Origin of the sequence: Paraburkholderia gardini (assembly GCF_907164575.1) — a bacterium.
Lineage (GTDB): Bacteria > Pseudomonadota > Gammaproteobacteria > Burkholderiales > Burkholderiaceae > Paraburkholderia > Paraburkholderia gardini.
In genome coordinates, this window is record NZ_CAJQYY010000001.1 from 63,268 (window position 1) to 79,868 (window position 16,601).

Below are 16,601 nucleotides of genomic sequence, written 5' to 3' on the forward strand. Positions count from 1 at the left end.
TGCGTCATGCTGGCAATCATCAACGGTTCACCGATGCCTCTGTTCGAGCGCCTCGTTGCCGGCGACGCTGCGCCTTCGCATGAGCAGTTGCTGGAAGGCGACGCGCTGCGCGAATCCGTTGCCCGCGAACTGGGCCGTCTGCTGGGCACACGTTCGCGCCTGGCGTTCGATGAGTTCGCAACCAGCGACGGCACCGTGATCGACTACGGCGTGCCCGATTTCTCGGCGCGCTCGCTCCAGTCGGGTGCCGATCGCGACGCGATTGCCGGGGCCATCCAGCGTGCGATCACGCTGTTCGAACCGAGGCTTGCGGGCGTGACGGTTCGCTTCGCACCGAAGGCGGTGCAGTCGGGGCGGCCTGTCGTCATCGTTAGCGGTGAACTGCGCATGGGTACGGGTATCGGCCGCGTGGCGTTCGAACTCTCGGCGGACGGCGAGCCGTCGCCTGATTCGCACGGGACGGACCATGACTGATGCCGCGTCCGACGACATCCTGCATTACTACAAACGCGAACTGTCGTACCTGCGCACGCAGGGCGCCGAGTTCGCGCAGCGCTATCCGAAGGTCGCTTCACGTCTTGCGTTGCATGGCACCGAGTCGCTCGATCCGCACACGGAACGGCTGATCGAGGCAACGGCCTTTCTCGCCGCGCGCGTGCATCGCGATCTGGATCAGACGTTTCCGCAGGTCGCATCGCTGCTGCTCGACAACGTGTGTCCGTCGCTCGTGCAGCCCGTGCCCGCGATGACCGTCGTGCAGTTCGATCTCGATCCCGCCCAGGGCAAGGTGACGGCGGGTTTTCGCGTGCCGCGGCACACGGGTCTGCAGGTGCGCACGGAAAGCGGCGAAGCCTGCCGTTTCCGCACGGCGTGGGACACCACGTTGTGGCCCGTGTCGATCACGCGTGCGCGATTCACGGACGACACGATGCTCGCCCTCACGCTCGAGTGCGAGGAAGGCGTGGATTTTTCCGAACTCGAACTCACCACGTTGCGCATCCATCTGCATGGCGACTGGATGGTGACGATGCCGCTCTACGAGTTGCTGGTGGTGGGCGTGACCGGCGTATCGGTGCGTCCGCCGGACGCGGCTGAGCGCACGCTGCCGGCCACGGCCTGGCGCGAGGTCGGTTGCGGCGAGGAAGACAACGTATTGCCGCGCCCAGCGAACGCCCAGCCGGCGTACGGCTTGATGCAGGAATATTTTGCCTTTCCGCGCAAGTTCCACTTCTTCGATCTGACGTTACCGCGCGGGAGTCTCGGCCGCACGCGTACCTGCGAACTCGTGCTGCATCTGAAGCGTGCGCAGCGCGGCCTCGGCATGCTGAAAGCCGGCCATTTCGCGCTGGGCTGCACACCGGCCATCAACCTCTTTTCGCAGACGACCGAGCCGGTGGTGCTCGATCGCCGGCATTACGAACATCGGCTGGTGGCGGACCAGCGGCGTGAACCGATGACGGAGATTCATTCGATCGACTCGGTGACGCTGTCCGATCCTTCCGCCGACCGCTCGGTTACGGTGCCGCCGTTTTCCGCCGCTGGCGATGTGGCGTCCGAAGACGTGGGCATGTTCTGGTCGGCGCGGCGCGAGCGCAGCATGCGCGCGAATCTGTCCGGCACGGACATGTATCTGAGTCTTGCCGACACCGGCGGCGTGTCCAGCCGCTTCGCCCAGCCGGTGGTCTATGCACAGGTGCTGTGTACGAACCGGCGTCTCGCGGAGCAGGTGCCTGTCGGCGCGCGCGTGAGCGTCGAGCATGTGTCGAACACCGCCCATGTGCGCTGCCTGTACGAACCGACGGTGCAGCGTACGCCGCCGCTCGATGGCGAGTCGCTGTGGCAGCTCGTGTCGCTCCTGACGCTCAATCACGGCGCGCTCGTCAGCGGTGCGACCGGGCGCGCGCAGTTGCAGCAGATGTTGCGCCTCTTCGCGTCCGGTAGCGCCCGCGAGCATGACCAGATTCGCGGGCTGAAGAGCGTGCAGGCACGCAGCGTCACCGCGTACGTCGGCGGCGACGCATGGCGCGGCTACTGCCGTGGCACGGAGGTCGCCGTCGAATTCGATGCGGACGCGTTTGTCGGTGGCTCGCCGCTGCTGATGGGCGCCGTGCTCGCACGGTTCTTCGCCCTCTATACGACGGTCAATTCATTTGTGCGGCTCGTGGTGCGCCGTGGAGACGAGACATGGAAGCAATGGGAGCCGATGACAGGCTACCAGTCGCTGCTTTGATCGCCACGCTGATTGCGCGCCCTCATAGCTTCGACCTGTTCCAGGCGATCAGTCTGCTCGAACGCGCGGTGCCGGGCGCGGAGCCGCTCGGCCACGGCAACGGCGCGGGCGAAGCGGTGCGTCTCACCGGCTTCGTGACGATGGCGTTCCAGGGCGCGGACGTGCGCTCGGTACGCGCGCGGGGCGCGGAGGATGGCGAAGCAGACGCGCAAGCACGCGCGTACACGCTGTCGACGCCGGCCTTCACGCTGGCCGGCGCGAATGGCCCGCTGCCGATCGCCTACACCGAGATGCTGCTGGCGAGCCGTGCCGCGCGCGACCATGCAATGGCCGACCTGCTCGACATTTTCAATCACCGGTTTCTGTCGTTCCTGCATCGCGGTCGCAGAAAGCATGCGCCGGGACTGCACGGCGACGCACCGCGAACCAGCGCACCAGGCACGTGTCTCGATGCGCTCGCGAGTCTCGGCTTGCGCAGCGGCGCGCGAGGCCCGCACGGCGCGCAGCTATGGATGCGGCACGCCGGTGTCCTTGGCGGTGCGCCGCGTTCGATGGCGGGACTGCTGATGATGCTATCCGAGCGTCTCGGTCTGACGGCGCGCGGCGTCCAGTTCGCGGGCGCCTGGCGCGCGATGGACGAAGCGGACACCGCATGCCTCGCCGGCCACCGCACGCAGGCGCCGACGCGGCTTGGCGGCATGCACGTACTGGGGCGGCGCACATGGGATCAGGCCGCGGGTATCCAGATCCAGTTCGACGACCTGCCGGCTGAGCGGATTGCCGGCCTCCTGCCCGGCGGCCGCGACCACGAACTCGCGGCCTGGCTCGTGCATGGCTACGTGCAGCAGGATCTCGACGTGCAAATCGTACTGAACGTAAGACGCGGCGCGTCCCGGCTGGACGGCGCGGCGGCAGGCGGCGCCGCGGCAGCGCGGCTCGGCTGGACTTCGTGGCTCGCGGGCGCGCGACAGCCGGCGCCGGTGCGCTTCGCGCTGCGCGCGGCACGTCCCGCGGCCATGCCAACCTCCTGACGGCAAGACACATGGACATCGATATTCGAACCCTGCTGGGCAGACTCAATCCGGAATGCCGGCGGGCGATGGAGCAGGCCGCGCAACTCTGCGTGCGGCAGACGCATTACAACGTCGACGTCGAGCATCTGCTCCTTCAGTTGCTGGAGTCGAATGCCCCCGACCTGCAGGCGATTCTCGCGCATTTCGATGTCGCGGCGGACACGCTCGTCGTGCAGTTGCAGGCGGCGATCGACCACTTCAAGCGTGGCAACGGCCGCACGCCCGCGCTCTCGCCGAACTTCTCGCAGCTCTTTCAGGAAGCGTGGCTGCTCAGTTCGATGCTGCTTGGCGAACAGCAGGTCCGCTCTGGCACGCTGGTGCTCGCGCTGCTCGAAGTCGAGGCGTTGCGCGGTCTGCTGCTGGAGTCGGTGCCCGCGCTGCTGAAGATCCCGCGCGCGGCGCTGCGCGACGCGCTGCCGATGCTGCTCGCCGGCACCGCGGAAGCCGGTGCGTACGAACCCGCCGCAGCGTCGGGCACGGCGGCTTCGCCACGCGCGGCATCCGGCATGCCGGCCGCCATGCCGACGGGCGCAAGGAACTCGGCGCTCGAACAGTACACGGTCGACATGACCGCGCTGGCGCGGGAAGGCGCGATCGATCCGATTCAGGGGCGCGACGGCGAAATCCGTCAACTGATCGATGTGCTGCTGCGGCGTCGCCAGAACAATCCGATCCTCACCGGTGAGGCGGGTGTCGGCAAGACGGCGGTGGTCGAAGGCTTCGCGCAGCGCGTGGTCAGCGGCGAGGTGCCGCCGGCGCTCGTCAACGTGTCGGTGCGTTCGCTCGATCTGGCGTTGCTGCAGGCAGGCGCCGGCGTGAAGGGTGAGTTCGAGAACCGGCTGAAGTCGGTGATCGCCGAAGTGGCGGCTTCGCCCACGCCGGTGATCCTCTTCATCGACGAGGCGCACCAGCTGATCGGCGCGGGCGGCAGCGAAGGGCAGGGCGACGCGGCGAACCTGCTGAAGCCGGCGCTCGCGCGTGGCGAGCTGCGCACGATCGCCGCCACCACGTGGGCCGAATACAAGAAGTACATCGAGCGCGACCCGGCGCTCGCGCGGCGCTTCCAGGTCGTGAAGGTCGAGGAGCCATCGGAAGCGGTCGCCGTCGACATGCTGCGCGGCGTGGTGCAAAAGCTCGAACATCATCACCATGTCGAGATTCTCGACGACGCGGTGCGCGATGCCGTCAAGCTGTCGCATCGGTACATCAGCGGCCGGCAGTTGCCGGACAAGGCCATCAGCGTGCTCGACACGGCGTGCGCGCGCGTCTCGATCGCGCAGAACGGCGTGCCGGAGGAAATCGAGGCGCTCCAGCGCACGATCGACGGCGCGACGCACCAGTTGCGCATCCTGCGTCACGAAGCGGCGACCGGCATCGATCGCGCCGATGCGATCGCGGCGACTGGCCGTCAGCTTGACGATGCACGTAACCGGCATCTGCGTCTGGCTGAAAAGCTGGTCACCGAAAAGCGCGCGGTCGGCGAAATCATCGCGTGGCGCAGCCGCATCGCGCGCTTTCTCGACGACGCGGACAGCATCGGCGAGGACGAGGACGGCGAGTCGCTCGGCGCGAATCTCGCACGCCTGGAAAAAGGCCTCGAAGCGGTGCAGAACGACGAGCCGATGGTGCCGGTGTGCGTGAGCTCGGCGGTGGTGGCGAAAGTGATCTCCGACTGGACCGGCATCCCGGTCGGCCGGATGCTCGCCGACGAACTGCACACGGTGCTGTATCTGCAGGAAAAGCTCGCGGAACGCGTGGTCGGCCAGGACGAGGCGCTCGACGCGATCGCACGCCGCATCCGCACGTTTCGCGCGGATCTCGACGATCCGGGCAAGCCGGTCGGCGTGTTCCTGCTGGTGGGACCGAGCGGCGTCGGCAAAACCGAAACCGCCTGCGCGCTGGCCGATCTGCTGTACGGCGGCGAGCGCAACATGATTACCGTGAACATGTCGGAGTTCCAGGAGGCGCACAGCGTTTCAGGCCTGAAGGGTGCGCCGCCCGGATACGTCGGCTATGGACGCGGCGGCACGCTGACCGAAGCCGTGCGCCGTCGCCCCTATAGCGTCGTGCTGCTCGACGAGATGGAAAAGGCGCATCCCGATGTGCTGGAACTGTTCTTCCAGGTGTTCGACAAGGGCGTGATGGAAGACGGCGAAGGCGTGCCGATCGATTTCCGCAACACGGTGATCCTGCTCACGTCGAACGCGGCGCAGGACGTCATCACGGAGGCGAGCCAGGGCGGCCGCCGTCCGCCGCCGGCCGAGCTGGTGGAGCGGTTGCGTCCGGCGCTGCTCGCGCGTTTCAGTCCGGCCTTTCTCGGCCGTCTGACGCTCGTGCCTTACTACCATCTGGGCGACGCGCAGATCAGCTCGATCGTCGCGCTCAAGCTGGCGCGGCTCGCTGAGCGCTTCGAGCGCAATCATCATGCACGCCTCACGTGGGACGACGCGCTCGCGCGCGCGATCGCGCAGCGCTGCACCGAAGTCGACAGCGGCGCGCGCAACGTCGATCATATTCTCACGCAGTCAGTGCTGCCGGAACTGGCACGCCAGGTGCTCGAACGCATTTCGACGGAGTCGCCGTTCGGCGGCGTGCATCTGTCGCTCGATGCATCCGGGAATGTCGACTTCCACTTCCTGTCGACGGACGAGGCCTGAGCAGATGTATTCCAGAGCCAGTCAGACGGGATGTCTCGCGTCGATCAGCACGCCATTCGGCACCGACGTGTTGCTGCTGGACGGCTTCGCCGGTCGGGAAGCGATCTCCGAACTGTTTCGCTTCCAGTTGCGCATGCGCTCGTCGAACATGGCGCTCGACGCGCAAACCATCGTCGGCAAGAAGGTCACGGTGACGTTGCAGCAACCCACCGGTCCGCAACGCTGGTTCAACGGCATCGTCACGCGTTTTGTGAACGCCGGTGCCGATCTGAAATACGGCTACTACACGGCTGAACTCGCGCCTTCGCTGGTGCTGCTGACGCTCGGCCGCAACCGCGCGATCTATCAGAACCTGAGCGCGCTCGCGATCATCGAGCAGATTCTCGGCGCCTTCAGCATTACCTGCGAACCGCGCCTGTCGGGTACCTACGCGGTGCGCGAATACTGCGTGCAGATCGACGAAAGCCCGTTCCAGTTCATCTCGCGGCTGATGGAGGAAGAAGGGATTTTCTACTTCTTCACGTTCGCCGACGGCGTGCACACGATGGTGCTGGCGGACAGTTCGTCGGCGCATCACGCGGGCGCGGCGGACAGCGCGACACTGCACGTCAACACGGGCGCGATGGGCGATGCCACGGTTCAGCCCGTCACCCATCTTGAACTGGCGCAGGGACTGGGCGCGTCCGCGCAGGTGTTCGCCGACTACGACTACCTGACGGCGCAGACTTCGAACGCCGCATTGAACACCGCGGCGGCGACTACCGCGGGCGAGCAGTACGTCTATCCGGGCAAATACGCCGATGCGGACGAAGCAACCCGTAAGGCCGGCGTACGCGCGGCCGCGCAAACCGTCGAGCAGCAGACGGGCGCGGGCAGCAGCGTCTGCTACAGCCTCACCGCGGGCACGACGTTCACACTCGCCGGCCATTCCAACAGCGCGCTGAACGTGATGTACGTGGTGCGCTCGGTGACGCACTCCGCGTCGAACGATGCGTACAGCAACGAATTCGAGGTCTTCCCGCAGGCGGTGCCGTTCCGTGCGCCGCTGGTCACGCCGCGACCGGTCGTGGCCGGCACGCACACGGCGACGGTGGTCGGTTCGAGCGGCGAGGAAATCTGGACCGACGCCTACGGCCGCGTGAAGGTGAAGTTTCATTGGGACCGCTCCACCACGGCCGACCAGAACAGTTCGTGCTGGGTGCGGGTGGTGCAGTCGTCGGCCGGACAGGGGTGGGGACATCTGTTCCTGCCGCGCGTCGGACATGAGGTCGTCGTGAGTTATGTCGACGGCGATCCGGACCGCCCGCTCGTCACCGGCAGCGTCTACAACCTGCAGTCGACCCTGCCTGTCGCGTTGCCCGGCATGCAGACCCAGAGCGTCATGCGCTCGCGTTCATCGAAGGATGGCACTGCGGGCAATGAAATGCGGATGGAGGACAAGGCCGGCTCGGAAGAGCTGTATTTCCACGCGCAGAAAGACATGACCGTCGAGATCGAGAACGCGCTTTCGACGACGGTGAAAGCGGGCGCCGAATCGCATGTGCTGCAAAAGGGCGATCGCACCGTCGACGTACAGGCGGGCAAGGAGACGCACAACGTGAAGGGCACCCGCACGCTGGACGTGACGGGCGACGAAACGCACACCAATCACGCAGCGTTTACGCAGAACGTGACGGGCGACTATCAGTTGAAGGTGAGCGGCGATCTGGTGATCGACGTGACCGGTTCGGTCACGATCAAGTCGGGCGCGGCGCTGCTCTGCCAGGCGGGCACATCGCTCGACAACAAGGCAGGCACGACGCTCACGAACAAGGCGGGCGCCACGCTGACCAACGATGCGCCTGAAGTGCAGCAGAAGGCCAGTGCGACGCACACGGTGCAAAGCGGCGGCATCCTCGAGCTGAAAGGCTCGCTCATCAAGCTCAACTAGAACGACGATGAACGCCGCCACTCTTCCCGTCGATTCCGGTTCGCCCGCCAGCGCGACGCGCGTCGTCGATGTACACGACGACGCGGGACACCTCGTTACGCGGATGTCGTTCGCGGGCGACGTGCAGCATGGCGAGATGGTGCGCTACGGCGCGGGTGGCACGGTGCTGCTGAACGCGATGTTCGCGCTTGGCGCGCTGTCCGGGCCGTTGCGCGCGTTCGATGCGTCCGGCGTACCGCTTATCGAGGCGCACTACGTGGATGGCAAGCTGCACGGCCTCGTCACTACATGGCAAAAAGGCGTGCTTGCCAGCCGCCAGCATTACGTGCTCGGAGTGCTGAACGGTGAGAGCCTGAGCTATGCGCCCGGCGGCCTCGTTACGTCGCGCGTGAAGTATGTGAAGGGCGTGCCGGACGGCGAGGCGCTCTTCATGCACGACGGCGTGGTGGTGCGTCGCGTGCGGTATCGCCTGGGTGTGCTCGAAGGCGAGTCGCTCGAATACGCCGAAGACGGCGCGCTGTCGCAGGTCTCGCCGTATCGCGCGGATCTGCTGGATGGAACCGTGCGCCGCTACGGGCCGGACGGTCAGGTGATGCAGGAACGCCGCTATGTGCGGGGCAAGCCGCAGGGCGCCTGGCGCGCGATCTCCGCGACCGGAGATGCCGCCGCCGCGCCGCGCCTGACCGAGCGTCTCGAACGCTGGGTGAGGGGGTAGGCCATGGGCATCCAGATCACCGCCGGCAGCGGCCTGCAATGCAGCTTCGGCGTGGCGCCCGGCGTGCTGTCGGTGCTGCCGGTGAGCGGCGTGATGGGACAGACACCGCTTGCCTGCGTGATGGATCACGCGCCGATCGTCAACGTCGCGCCGTTCGGCATGTGCAATTGCCCGGGCAACCCGCAGGTGGCCGCCGCGACGGCCGCCGCGCTCGGCGTGCTCACGCCGATGCCGTGCGTGCCGATGACATCCGCGCCGTGGGCACCCGGCTCGCCCACGGTTTTGATCGGCGGCCAGCCGGCGTTGCAGAACGCGTCGAAGCTGATGTGCGCATGGGGCGGTGTGATCCAGATCGTGATGCCCGCGCAGGTCGACACCATGGTTCCCTGAGGAAAGACACACGATGCAATACGCCTTTTCGATGACTTCGCGCATGGTGACGATTGCCGTCACCTGTGCCGTGCTGTTATGCGGACTCCTTTTCCTGCTGGGCGTCGAGATTGGCGTGCGTTACGCGGCGCCCAGCCTGTCCGCGCAACCGGCTGCCGTTGTCTCCGCCACGCCCACTGTAACGCCTGCTGCCGCGCCCGCACCGACGCAACCAGCCGACACGGGCGACATGGTGCCGCTTCCCGCTTCTTCCTCGACTAACTGATACCGGCTGCCTCTATGTCGTTTGCGAAATTCATCTCAGACATTGCTTCACTCTGCCAGCGGCGCGTTGCCGCTGTCGTTCGATCCCACGTCACGATGACGTGCGCGGCATGTACGGCGCTCCTCCTCGCGACGTCCGGCGTGCCCGCGTTCGCCGCCGATGCCGCGCCGGCCGCGCGCGTACCGGCGAGCGCTCCCGCGCCTGCATCCGGGGCGGCACCGGTCGTGACGTCGACAGGTCTCGTCCAGATGCCCGACGGTCGCCTTCTCGCGCCGGAGTTCGCGCGCATCGTCAACCGGGGCGAACTGGTGGTCGCGGTGCTGGGCGTCGACCAGCCGCCGTTCTTCGAAGAGCACAACGGACAGCTCGTCGGTCTCGACATCGATCTGGCGAAAGAACTCGCCCAGAAGCTCAACGTGAAAGTGCGCTTCAACCGCGACGCGATGACGTTCGACGGCGTGGTCAGCCTGCTCGCGAAAGGGCAGGCCGATATCGCGGTCAGCAAGCTGTCGCGCACCTTGCCGCGCACCGAAATCATCAGCTTCAGCGAGCCCTATCTGCGCCTGAATCGCGCGCTGCTGCTCAACCGCGTGAAGTTCGCGCAGCTCGCGCACGGGCGTGAGGTGCCGGAAGTGATCCGCACCTATGACGGCACGCTCGGCGTGGTGGCGAAGTCGTCGTATGCCGAGTACGCGCTGAGTAACTTCCCGCACGCGAAGCTGATGAGCTACCCGACGTGGGACGGCGTGCTCAAGGCGCTGAACGACGGCGAGATCACCGCCGCGTTTCGCGACGAGTTCGAGGTCAAGCGCGTGCTGAAAGCCGATCCGACTGCGTCGCTGCGTCTGCGCGTGGTGACGCTGAAAGACCTCGAGGACACGCTCGCCGTCGCCGTCAATATTTCCGAGCCCGCGCTGCTCGCGTTCGTCAACCAGTTCCTCGCGGATCGTGCGAAGCGGCTCGACGTCGCTGCCGTTCTGCAGGCACCCAGTTACTGATTTACTGATCTCGCCAACCGGATCCGGCACATGACAATTAATTCCAGCAAGATCTACGCTCTGGTGCTCAACCCGTGGGTCGTGATCGGCAGCCTCGTGCTCGGCGGCACGACGGGTCTGCTCTTTCCCGCCGAATCGCAGCACCTCGTCGTGCTGAGCGACATCTACGTCGATCTGCTGAAGATGACCACGCTGCCGTTCATGATCTCGGCGGTCATCTTCAGTCTGCAGCGGCTGTTCCGCGATGGCGGCGCTTCGCGGCTGCTGTTGCGCGTGGTGACGGTATTCGCGGGTGCATCGGTGATCGTCGCGGTGGTCGGCGCGATCGTGCTGCTGTTGCTCAACCCGGGCGCGAACCTGTCGAGCAGCACCATGCATACGTTCGGCATGATGGTGGGCGGCGATTCAACGTCCAGCGATACGGTGATGAGCCTGTACGGCACCGACATTCCGCCGAAGTCGCTCAGCTTCGCGGATGTGCTGACGAGCCTTGTGCCGACCAACATTTTCGCCGCGCTCGCCAATGGCGACGCACTCAAGGCGCTGGTGTTCGCGCTGCTGTTCGGCCTCGCCGTGGGCCGCGTGCCGGAGCGCATTTCCGTCGGCCTGAGCCAGTCGCTGGAGACGATCTATCACGCCTGCCAGAAACTGATGCACTGGTTGAGCTATCCGCTGCCGCTGATCCTCTTCTGCATGAGCGCGGCGCAACTCGGCAAGTCGGGTGTCGGGCCGCTGCACGCGATGCTGCAGTTCGTCATCGCGTTCTTCCTGGTGGCGGTGCTGCTGCTGGTATTCGCGGTCGTCGTGATCTGGAAGCGTTCGAATCAGGGCCTGGGCGCGACGCTCGACGCGCTGCGCGCGCCGTTCGCGCTCGCGCTCGCCACGCGCAATAGCGCGGCCTGCATGCCGAGCATGATCGAAACGCTCGTCGACGGGCTCGGCTTCGCGCGCTCGCGGGTCGAGCTGCTGGTGCCGCTCGCCGTGTCGCTGCTGCGTGTCGGCCCGATGGTGTACTACGTGTGCGCGACGCTCTTCATCGCCCAGCTTTACGGCCACACGCTCGGCGTGGTCGAGGTTTGCACGGTACTGCTCGCCTCGGTGCTGGCAGGTTTTGCATCGGCGGGCATGACCGGCCTCGTGACCGTGTCGCTGGTCGGCATGACCTGCGCGTATCTGCAGTTGCCGTTCGAGGCGGCGTTCATCCTCTTTCTCGCGGTCGATCCGGTCTGCGACATGTTGCGCACGCTGATCCTCGTGATCGGCAATGCGGCGGCCGTGTCGATGATCTGCCCGCGCCCGCTGAAGATCTAGGAGCGCGCCATGACAATGATCGGAGTGCTCGGCGGCATGGGCCCGCTTGCAACGGTGGACTTCATGGAGAAGGTGATCAACCTCACCCGCGCCGAAAGCGACCAGCAGCATCTGCCCATGATGGTGGCGAATCTGCCGCAGATTCCGGATCGCTCACGCTCGATCCTGAGCGGCGACGAAGCGCCGCTGCCATATCTGCTGAAGGGCATCGATCTGCTCAACCGTAACGAAGTCGGCCTGATCGCAATCCCGTGCAATTCCTCGCATCACTGGTACGCGCAGATGTGCGCGCGCAGTGCGGCCCCGGTGCTGCATATCGCCGAGACCTGCGTGGCCGCGGTCCCCGCCGGCGTGTCGCGCACGGCGGTGCTGGCGACGCGCGGCGCACTGGCGTCGGGGTTCTATCAGCGCTCGCTCGCGGCGCGCGATATCGAACCCGTCGTACCCGACGACGCGACGCAGCACACTCTCGACACCTGCATTCGCGACATCAAGGCAGGGCGGCTTGCCGAAGGGTCCGCGGCGCTCGCCGACGTGCTCGCCACGCTGGCCGATGGCGGCGTGCAGGCGGCGATCATGGGCTGCACCGAAATTCCGGTGGCGGCGCGGCAGATCGGCGCGACGGCGTTCCCGCTGATCGACAGCACGCTGGAACTTGCCCGCGCGACGATGATGTATGCCACCACGCGCGGCTGGAACAGGTTCTGATGAACGCGCTGAAAAAGCTCTCCAACAGCGCGCCGGGGCTCCTGCTATGCCTCGTCGCGGGCGGCGTCACGGGCGCGGTTTCCGAAGCGCCCTCGACGTTCGCATGGGTCGTCGGTCAGCTTTATCTTGCCGTGGTGAACATGGCGGCGGTTCCGCTGCTGGTGGTCGCCACCTTTTTCGGGCTGCGCCAGGTGCTCGCGCTGCCGCGCCCGGCGGTGCGCGTCGGCACGATCCTCGCGGTCGCGGTGGTGCTGGTCGCGTTGTCCGCAGCTGGCGGCACGATGCTGGGGTTGCTCGCCACACCGGGCGCGCAGCTTTCGCACGAAGCGCGCAGTCAGCTCGGCACCCTGGTGCTCAACAGCACGGGCAGCGGCGGCGAGGTGCCGATGAGGCTGTTCGCCGGCTCGATCGCCGACGCGCTGCCGTCGCGGATCGGCTTCGCGCTGAACGACATCGTGCCGGACAACTTCTACCGCGTGCTCGCGCAAGGGCACACGCTTGGCATCCTGACCGGCACGATCATGTTCGGCATGGCGTTCGCGGCGCTCTCGCGCGAACAGTCGGGCATGCTGACCAACGTGTTCGAGGGCATCTACCGTGCGCTCGAACACGTCATCGAATACGCGAACCTGCTGATCCCCGTGCTCGCGTTCGGCACGGCCGCGCATCTGACGATGCACACGCAGCGCGCGACCGTTTTCGCCATGGGCAGCTTTCTGCTGGACTTCATCGGGCTCGCGCTCCTGCTTTGCGTGGTGGCGATCGCGGTCATGGCCAGGATCGCGCGTCTGCCGTTCCTGAGCGTGCTGGCCAATCTGAAAGCGCCGCTGCTGGTCGGACTGACCTCGGGCAGCGCCACTGCGCCGATCCCGCACACGATCGAGGCGATGAGCGTGCGTCTCGGCTTCTCGCGCGGCGTGGTGGAACTCGTCGTGCCGCTCGGCTCCGTGTTCGTGCGGGCGGGTTCCGCGCTGTATTTCGCGCTGGCGACCGTGTTCGTCGCGAACCTTTACAACCGGCCGATCGGCCCGTCCGACATCGTGCTCATCGCGGTGGGCTCGACCGTCGCGGCGATTCTCTCGTCGGGGCAGAACGGGCTCGGCACCGTCGGCTATGCGGCCGTCGTGCTGTCCGCGCTGCAATTGCCGGTCGAAGCGGCCGGCGCGCTGTTTATCGCGATCGATCTGATCTGCGACGGCCCGCGCAACGTGCTGAGCCTCGTTTCGACCTGCGCGGTGGCCGCGCTGGTGTCAGCGGGGTTGCCGTCCGAGCGGGTCGTGCCAGCGGATTTGATGCCGCTCGATCCGCACGGCGCCGTACTGAAGTTTTCGTTTTCGCGCGCGCAACTGGCGCTGGCCACGGGCTGCGCGTTGATGGCCGCGTCGCTCATCGTGCTGATGGGCATCGGCGTGGGGGCGAGATGAGATCAGATCGCACAGCCGTGGAATACGCATGGTTTAAAAACGCCGCCACGCAGGCCGGCGGATGGGGAGATTTTCGATGAAGGGTTTGTACACGTGGCGCACGACGGCCGCCTGCCTGCTCGCGCTGTTCGCCGCCTGCGCGCTTGCCGGCTGCGCGGCGCCGTCGTTCCTGAGCTTCAAGGGCGACAAGGTGAAGTGGAAACAGGTAACGCTGATCGCCAGCGACGACGTCAACGGCAACAGCCCGGTCGCGGTCGACGTGGTCCTCGTGACCGACGATGCGCTCGTCGACCGGCTCACCGCGCTGCCCGCGTCGAAGTGGTTCGACGGCCGCGCGGACCTGGCGGCGTCGTTCCCGAAGGGGCTGCGTTATCAAAGCTGGGAACTGGTGCCGGGGCAACGTCTGGAGGTGTCCGGCGACACGTTCGACGGCACGCGCGTGGCGGGCGCCTTCGTCTTCGCGGATTACCCACAGGCCGGCGCCCATCGCGTGCGGATCCAGCAGTTCAGCGGCACGCTCGTCGTGCAGCTGGACAGCACGGCTTTTTCTGTCTCGGACACAAAGTGAACATGTCGCGATGTCTTTCCCTCGCTGCCTTTTGCACGGCCACATCCGGCCGGCCCTGCGGCGAATCGCCCATGTTGCGTCAAACCCATCGGGCTTTGCCCAGGACGATTTCCCATGCATGAAGCGATGAACGTCGTAGATCGCGTCGAGTGGCATGAAGGGCTGCTGCTCGCGCCACAGCATTTCCAGTTGATGTCGGCGCGCTTCGATTCGCTGGTCGCGTGGCAGACGCTCGCGGCTTCGCCTTTTAGCTGGGGCGTGCGCCGGCTCGTACTCGACAACGGACTGCTGCCGACCGGTCTCGTGCGCGTGCTCGAACTCGAAGCCATCATGCCGGACGGCACCGCGGTCGCCTACGCCGCCGAGGCGAACGGGCACGGCCCGCTCGAACTCTCGCTGGCGCCGTTTGCGGAGCAGATCGCCGGCGGTCCGCTCGATCTGTATCTCGCGCTGCCGGTGGCCGGCACGATGCGCCGCGACGCGCAGGTCAGGCGGTTCCGCTCGTCGCGTGGCGCGCCCGTCGAAGACGAAGTGTCCGACGCGCCGCCCGCCGATATCCCGCGACAACTGCCGAATCTGTCGCTGGTCGCGGGCGAACGGCCTTCGGCGCTTCATGTGTCGATGTGCGTCGGTTCTGTCTACAAGGATAACGAGGTCGTGAGGCTCGGCGAGCGTCTGCCGCCGCTGCTCGAAGTGAGCCGCGACAACCCGTTGTGGACCGGCGTCGCCGCGCTCCTTGGCCAGTTGCGCGGCAAGGCGGCGTTCGTCGCGCGGCAGATGACGATTCCTTCATCGAAGGCCGACGACCGGTTGACCCAGCTGGAGCTGAAAGAGCGGCTGCGCTGTCTGCTGAGCGATCTGCCGTTCGTGGAAGCCGTGCTGCGCACGCCGCATCTGCATCCGCTGACGCTGTATCTCGCGCTGACGTCGCTGCTCGGCTCGCTCAGCATGTTGCGGCCTGGCGGCATGCCGCCCGTGCCGCAAGACTACGATCACGCCGATCCGCAGGCGGTCTTCACGCCGCTGCTGCGCGCGCTGCGCGAGTCGGTCTCTGAAGTAAGCGAGAAATATCGCGAGCACAAATTCCTCTTCAGCCACGGCGCGTTCGAAATCGGTCTGCAGACGGAATGGATCGGCGAGCGTCTCGTGATCGGTCTGCGCGGTCAGTCCGATCGCGATCTGCTGGCGTGGATGGCGGGCGCGGTGATCGGCTCGCAGCCGGTTTATGCGTCGCTGCGCAGCCGGCGTGTGCTGGGCGCGGCGCGGCGCGGCGTCGAGCATGCGGACGATCTGGGCGTGCGCTCTGGAACGGGCTATCTGCTGTTCGAGATCGCAGTCGACCCCGCGCTGATTTGCGGCGATGAACTGCTGGTGATCGGTAATCCGAACGAGGGCGCGAACGCGCAGCGACCGCAGGAAATGCTGCTGTTCGTGAAGGGTTGATCCCGGTCGCGGCCGTCGTTCGCCGCCGTGGTTCACCGGCAACCCGCAGCCAGGTCGAAGTTAAAACACGGGCAATAAACAGGTAACAGGAAGGTCACACACGCATGGCACGCTACCGACCCGACAATCAGGAAGACGATCTCATCGCCGGCCAGTTCCGCGCGTTTATCGGCGAACTGATGAACGTGCAGACACGTCTTGCCGACGCGCACGATACGGACCCCGAGGCCGCCGCCCAGGGGCTGCACCGGCATCTGCTGAATCTGCTGGAAATCCAGACGCTGCAGTCGCGGCGCGACAGCACGCGCTTCGAAATGGAGAACGTCGCGGATGCACGCTATCTGAAGGCCGTGCTCGCCGACGAAATCCTCTTGAACACACCGTGGACGGGGCGCTCGCACTGGGGTGCGTATCTGCTCGAATCGACGCTCTTTCGCACCAACGTGGCGGGCGATCTCGTGTTCACGCGCATCGAGCAGCTGCTCTCGGATCGCGAGCCGTCACGCCGCAACATCGCGCGGCTTTATCTGTTCGCCCTCGCGCTCGGTTTTCACGGCAGGTTTCGCGGCATGGAGACCGACCCGCGCCTGCGCGGCTTTCGTGAGGAGCTATACGAATTCGTCTATCAGCGCAGGCCGGATCTCGGTGGCCGCGATCGCGTGCTGGTCGACGAGGCTTATTCGAACACCCTGTCGCATATCGCGCCGCGCAAGCTGCCGACGGTCACGCGCTGGACAGTCATCTTCCTGCTCACCGCCGTGTCGCTGCTGGCGATCTCGGAGGTGCTGTGGCTGTGGCAATCGTGGCCGGTGCGCGAAGCACTGCATGCCGATACGCTGGTCGGAGGCGCACCGTGATCGTGATGCACATCTGTGACGCAAGGCATGCC

The 16,601-nt window shown here is 66.3% G+C and carries 15 protein-coding genes; all 15 read left to right on the top strand.

Annotated features, from left to right (window positions below):
* Nucleotides 1-6: 6 nt before the first annotated feature.
* The 15 genes from tssE to LPA34_RS00340 all read left to right on the top strand — a co-directional run bounded on the left by tssE (nucleotide 7) and on the right by LPA34_RS00340 (nucleotide 16,569).
* On the top strand, nucleotides 7-474 hold the full coding sequence (gene tssE / locus LPA34_RS00270) for a type VI secretion system baseplate subunit TssE (RefSeq protein WP_228973687.1): 468 nt from the start codon (nucleotides 7-9) through the stop codon (nucleotides 472-474).
* A complete protein-coding gene (gene tssF / locus LPA34_RS00275) occupies nucleotides 467-2,230 on the top strand; it encodes a type VI secretion system baseplate subunit TssF (protein WP_228973689.1) in 1,764 nt (587 codons plus the stop codon). Before tssE ends, tssF begins: the two co-directional genes overlap by 8 nt.
* Nucleotides 2,185-3,261 (top strand): type VI secretion system baseplate subunit TssG, encoded by a 1,077-nt coding sequence (tssG, locus tag LPA34_RS00280; RefSeq protein WP_228973691.1) that lies wholly within the window; start codon nucleotides 2,185-2,187, stop codon nucleotides 3,259-3,261. The genes tssF and tssG overlap by 46 nt, the downstream gene beginning before the upstream one ends.
* An 11-nt stretch (nucleotides 3,262-3,272) precedes the next feature.
* Nucleotides 3,273-5,960, top strand: coding sequence for a type VI secretion system ATPase TssH (gene tssH, locus LPA34_RS00285; protein WP_228973696.1), 2,688 nt, complete (start codon nucleotides 3,273-3,275; stop codon nucleotides 5,958-5,960).
* Between the two features lie 4 nt (nucleotides 5,961-5,964).
* Nucleotides 5,965-7,890, top strand: a complete 1,926-nt coding sequence (gene tssI, locus LPA34_RS00290; protein ID WP_228973697.1) for a type VI secretion system tip protein TssI/VgrG — start codon at nucleotides 5,965-5,967, stop codon at nucleotides 7,888-7,890.
* Between the two features lie 7 nt (nucleotides 7,891-7,897).
* Nucleotides 7,898-8,605 carry a toxin-antitoxin system YwqK family antitoxin gene (locus LPA34_RS00295; protein WP_228973699.1) on the top strand — a complete coding sequence of 236 codons (708 nt, stop codon included), beginning with the start codon at nucleotides 7,898-7,900 and terminating at the stop codon, nucleotides 8,603-8,605.
* Nucleotides 8,606-8,608: 3 nt separating this feature from the next.
* Nucleotides 8,609-8,995 (top strand): DUF4280 domain-containing protein, encoded by a 387-nt coding sequence (locus tag LPA34_RS00300; protein ID WP_228973704.1) that lies wholly within the window; start codon nucleotides 8,609-8,611, stop codon nucleotides 8,993-8,995.
* 13 nt (nucleotides 8,996-9,008) lie between these two features.
* Nucleotides 9,009-9,260 carry a hypothetical protein gene (locus tag LPA34_RS00305; RefSeq protein ID WP_228973705.1) on the top strand — a complete coding sequence of 84 codons (252 nt, stop codon included), beginning with the start codon at nucleotides 9,009-9,011 and terminating at the stop codon, nucleotides 9,258-9,260.
* 95 nt (nucleotides 9,261-9,355) lie between these two features.
* On the top strand, nucleotides 9,356-10,258 hold the full coding sequence (locus LPA34_RS00310; RefSeq protein ID WP_228973707.1) for a substrate-binding periplasmic protein: 903 nt from the start codon (nucleotides 9,356-9,358) through the stop codon (nucleotides 10,256-10,258).
* Between the two features lie 36 nt (nucleotides 10,259-10,294).
* Nucleotides 10,295-11,569 carry a dicarboxylate/amino acid:cation symporter gene (locus tag LPA34_RS00315; RefSeq protein ID WP_228974154.1) on the top strand — a complete coding sequence of 425 codons (1,275 nt, stop codon included), beginning with the start codon at nucleotides 10,295-10,297 and terminating at the stop codon, nucleotides 11,567-11,569.
* A gap of 9 nt (nucleotides 11,570-11,578) precedes the next feature.
* Nucleotides 11,579-12,277, top strand: coding sequence for a cysteate racemase (gene cuyB / locus LPA34_RS00320; protein ID WP_228973708.1), 699 nt, complete (start codon nucleotides 11,579-11,581; stop codon nucleotides 12,275-12,277).
* Nucleotides 12,277-13,701, top strand: coding sequence for a dicarboxylate/amino acid:cation symporter (locus tag LPA34_RS00325; RefSeq protein WP_228973711.1), 1,425 nt, complete (start codon nucleotides 12,277-12,279; stop codon nucleotides 13,699-13,701). Before cuyB ends, LPA34_RS00325 begins: the two co-directional genes overlap by 1 nt.
* Nucleotides 13,702-13,777: 76 nt before the next feature.
* Nucleotides 13,778-14,269 (top strand): hypothetical protein, encoded by a 492-nt coding sequence (locus tag LPA34_RS00330; protein WP_228973713.1) that lies wholly within the window; start codon nucleotides 13,778-13,780, stop codon nucleotides 14,267-14,269.
* A 114-nt stretch (nucleotides 14,270-14,383) separates the two neighbouring features.
* The gene (gene tssK, locus LPA34_RS00335; protein ID WP_228973716.1) at nucleotides 14,384-15,712 is read left to right on the top strand and encodes a type VI secretion system baseplate subunit TssK; all 1,329 of its coding nucleotides are present in this window, start codon (nucleotides 14,384-14,386) and stop codon (nucleotides 15,710-15,712) included.
* 104 nt (nucleotides 15,713-15,816) lie between these two features.
* Nucleotides 15,817-16,569: a DotU family type IV/VI secretion system protein gene (locus tag LPA34_RS00340; RefSeq protein WP_228973719.1), complete on the top strand. Its 753-nt coding sequence runs from the start codon at nucleotides 15,817-15,819 to the stop codon at nucleotides 16,567-16,569.
* Nucleotides 16,570-16,601 lie beyond the last annotated feature (32 nt).

Excerpts from the sequence above, each read along its gene's own strand:
- tssE (WP_228973687.1), top strand. The coding sequence starts at position 7 with ATGCTGGCAATCATCAACGGTTCACCGATGCCTCTGTTCGAGCGCCTC.
- tssG (WP_228973691.1), top strand. The coding sequence starts at position 2,185 with ATGGAAGCAATGGGAGCCGATGACAGGCTACCAGTCGCTGCTTTGATC.
- LPA34_RS00340 (WP_228973719.1), top strand. The coding sequence starts at position 15,817 with ATGGCACGCTACCGACCCGACAATCAGGAAGACGATCTCATCGCCGGC.
- tssK (WP_228973716.1), top strand. The coding sequence starts at position 14,384 with ATGCATGAAGCGATGAACGTCGTAGATCGCGTCGAGTGGCATGAAGGG.
- tssI (WP_228973697.1), top strand. The coding sequence starts at position 5,965 with ATGTATTCCAGAGCCAGTCAGACGGGATGTCTCGCGTCGATCAGCACG.
- LPA34_RS00330 (WP_228973713.1), top strand. The coding sequence starts at position 13,778 with ATGAAGGGTTTGTACACGTGGCGCACGACGGCCGCCTGCCTGCTCGCG.
- LPA34_RS00295 (WP_228973699.1), top strand. The coding sequence starts at position 7,898 with ATGAACGCCGCCACTCTTCCCGTCGATTCCGGTTCGCCCGCCAGCGCG.
- tssH (WP_228973696.1), top strand. The coding sequence starts at position 3,273 with ATGGACATCGATATTCGAACCCTGCTGGGCAGACTCAATCCGGAATGC.
- LPA34_RS00300 (WP_228973704.1), top strand. The coding sequence starts at position 8,609 with ATGGGCATCCAGATCACCGCCGGCAGCGGCCTGCAATGCAGCTTCGGC.
- cuyB (WP_228973708.1), top strand. The coding sequence starts at position 11,579 with ATGACAATGATCGGAGTGCTCGGCGGCATGGGCCCGCTTGCAACGGTG.
- LPA34_RS00310 (WP_228973707.1), top strand. The coding sequence starts at position 9,356 with ATGACGTGCGCGGCATGTACGGCGCTCCTCCTCGCGACGTCCGGCGTG.
- tssF (WP_228973689.1), top strand. The coding sequence starts at position 467 with ATGACTGATGCCGCGTCCGACGACATCCTGCATTACTACAAACGCGAA.
- LPA34_RS00325 (WP_228973711.1), top strand. The coding sequence starts at position 12,277 with ATGAACGCGCTGAAAAAGCTCTCCAACAGCGCGCCGGGGCTCCTGCTA.
- LPA34_RS00305 (WP_228973705.1), top strand. The coding sequence starts at position 9,009 with ATGCAATACGCCTTTTCGATGACTTCGCGCATGGTGACGATTGCCGTC.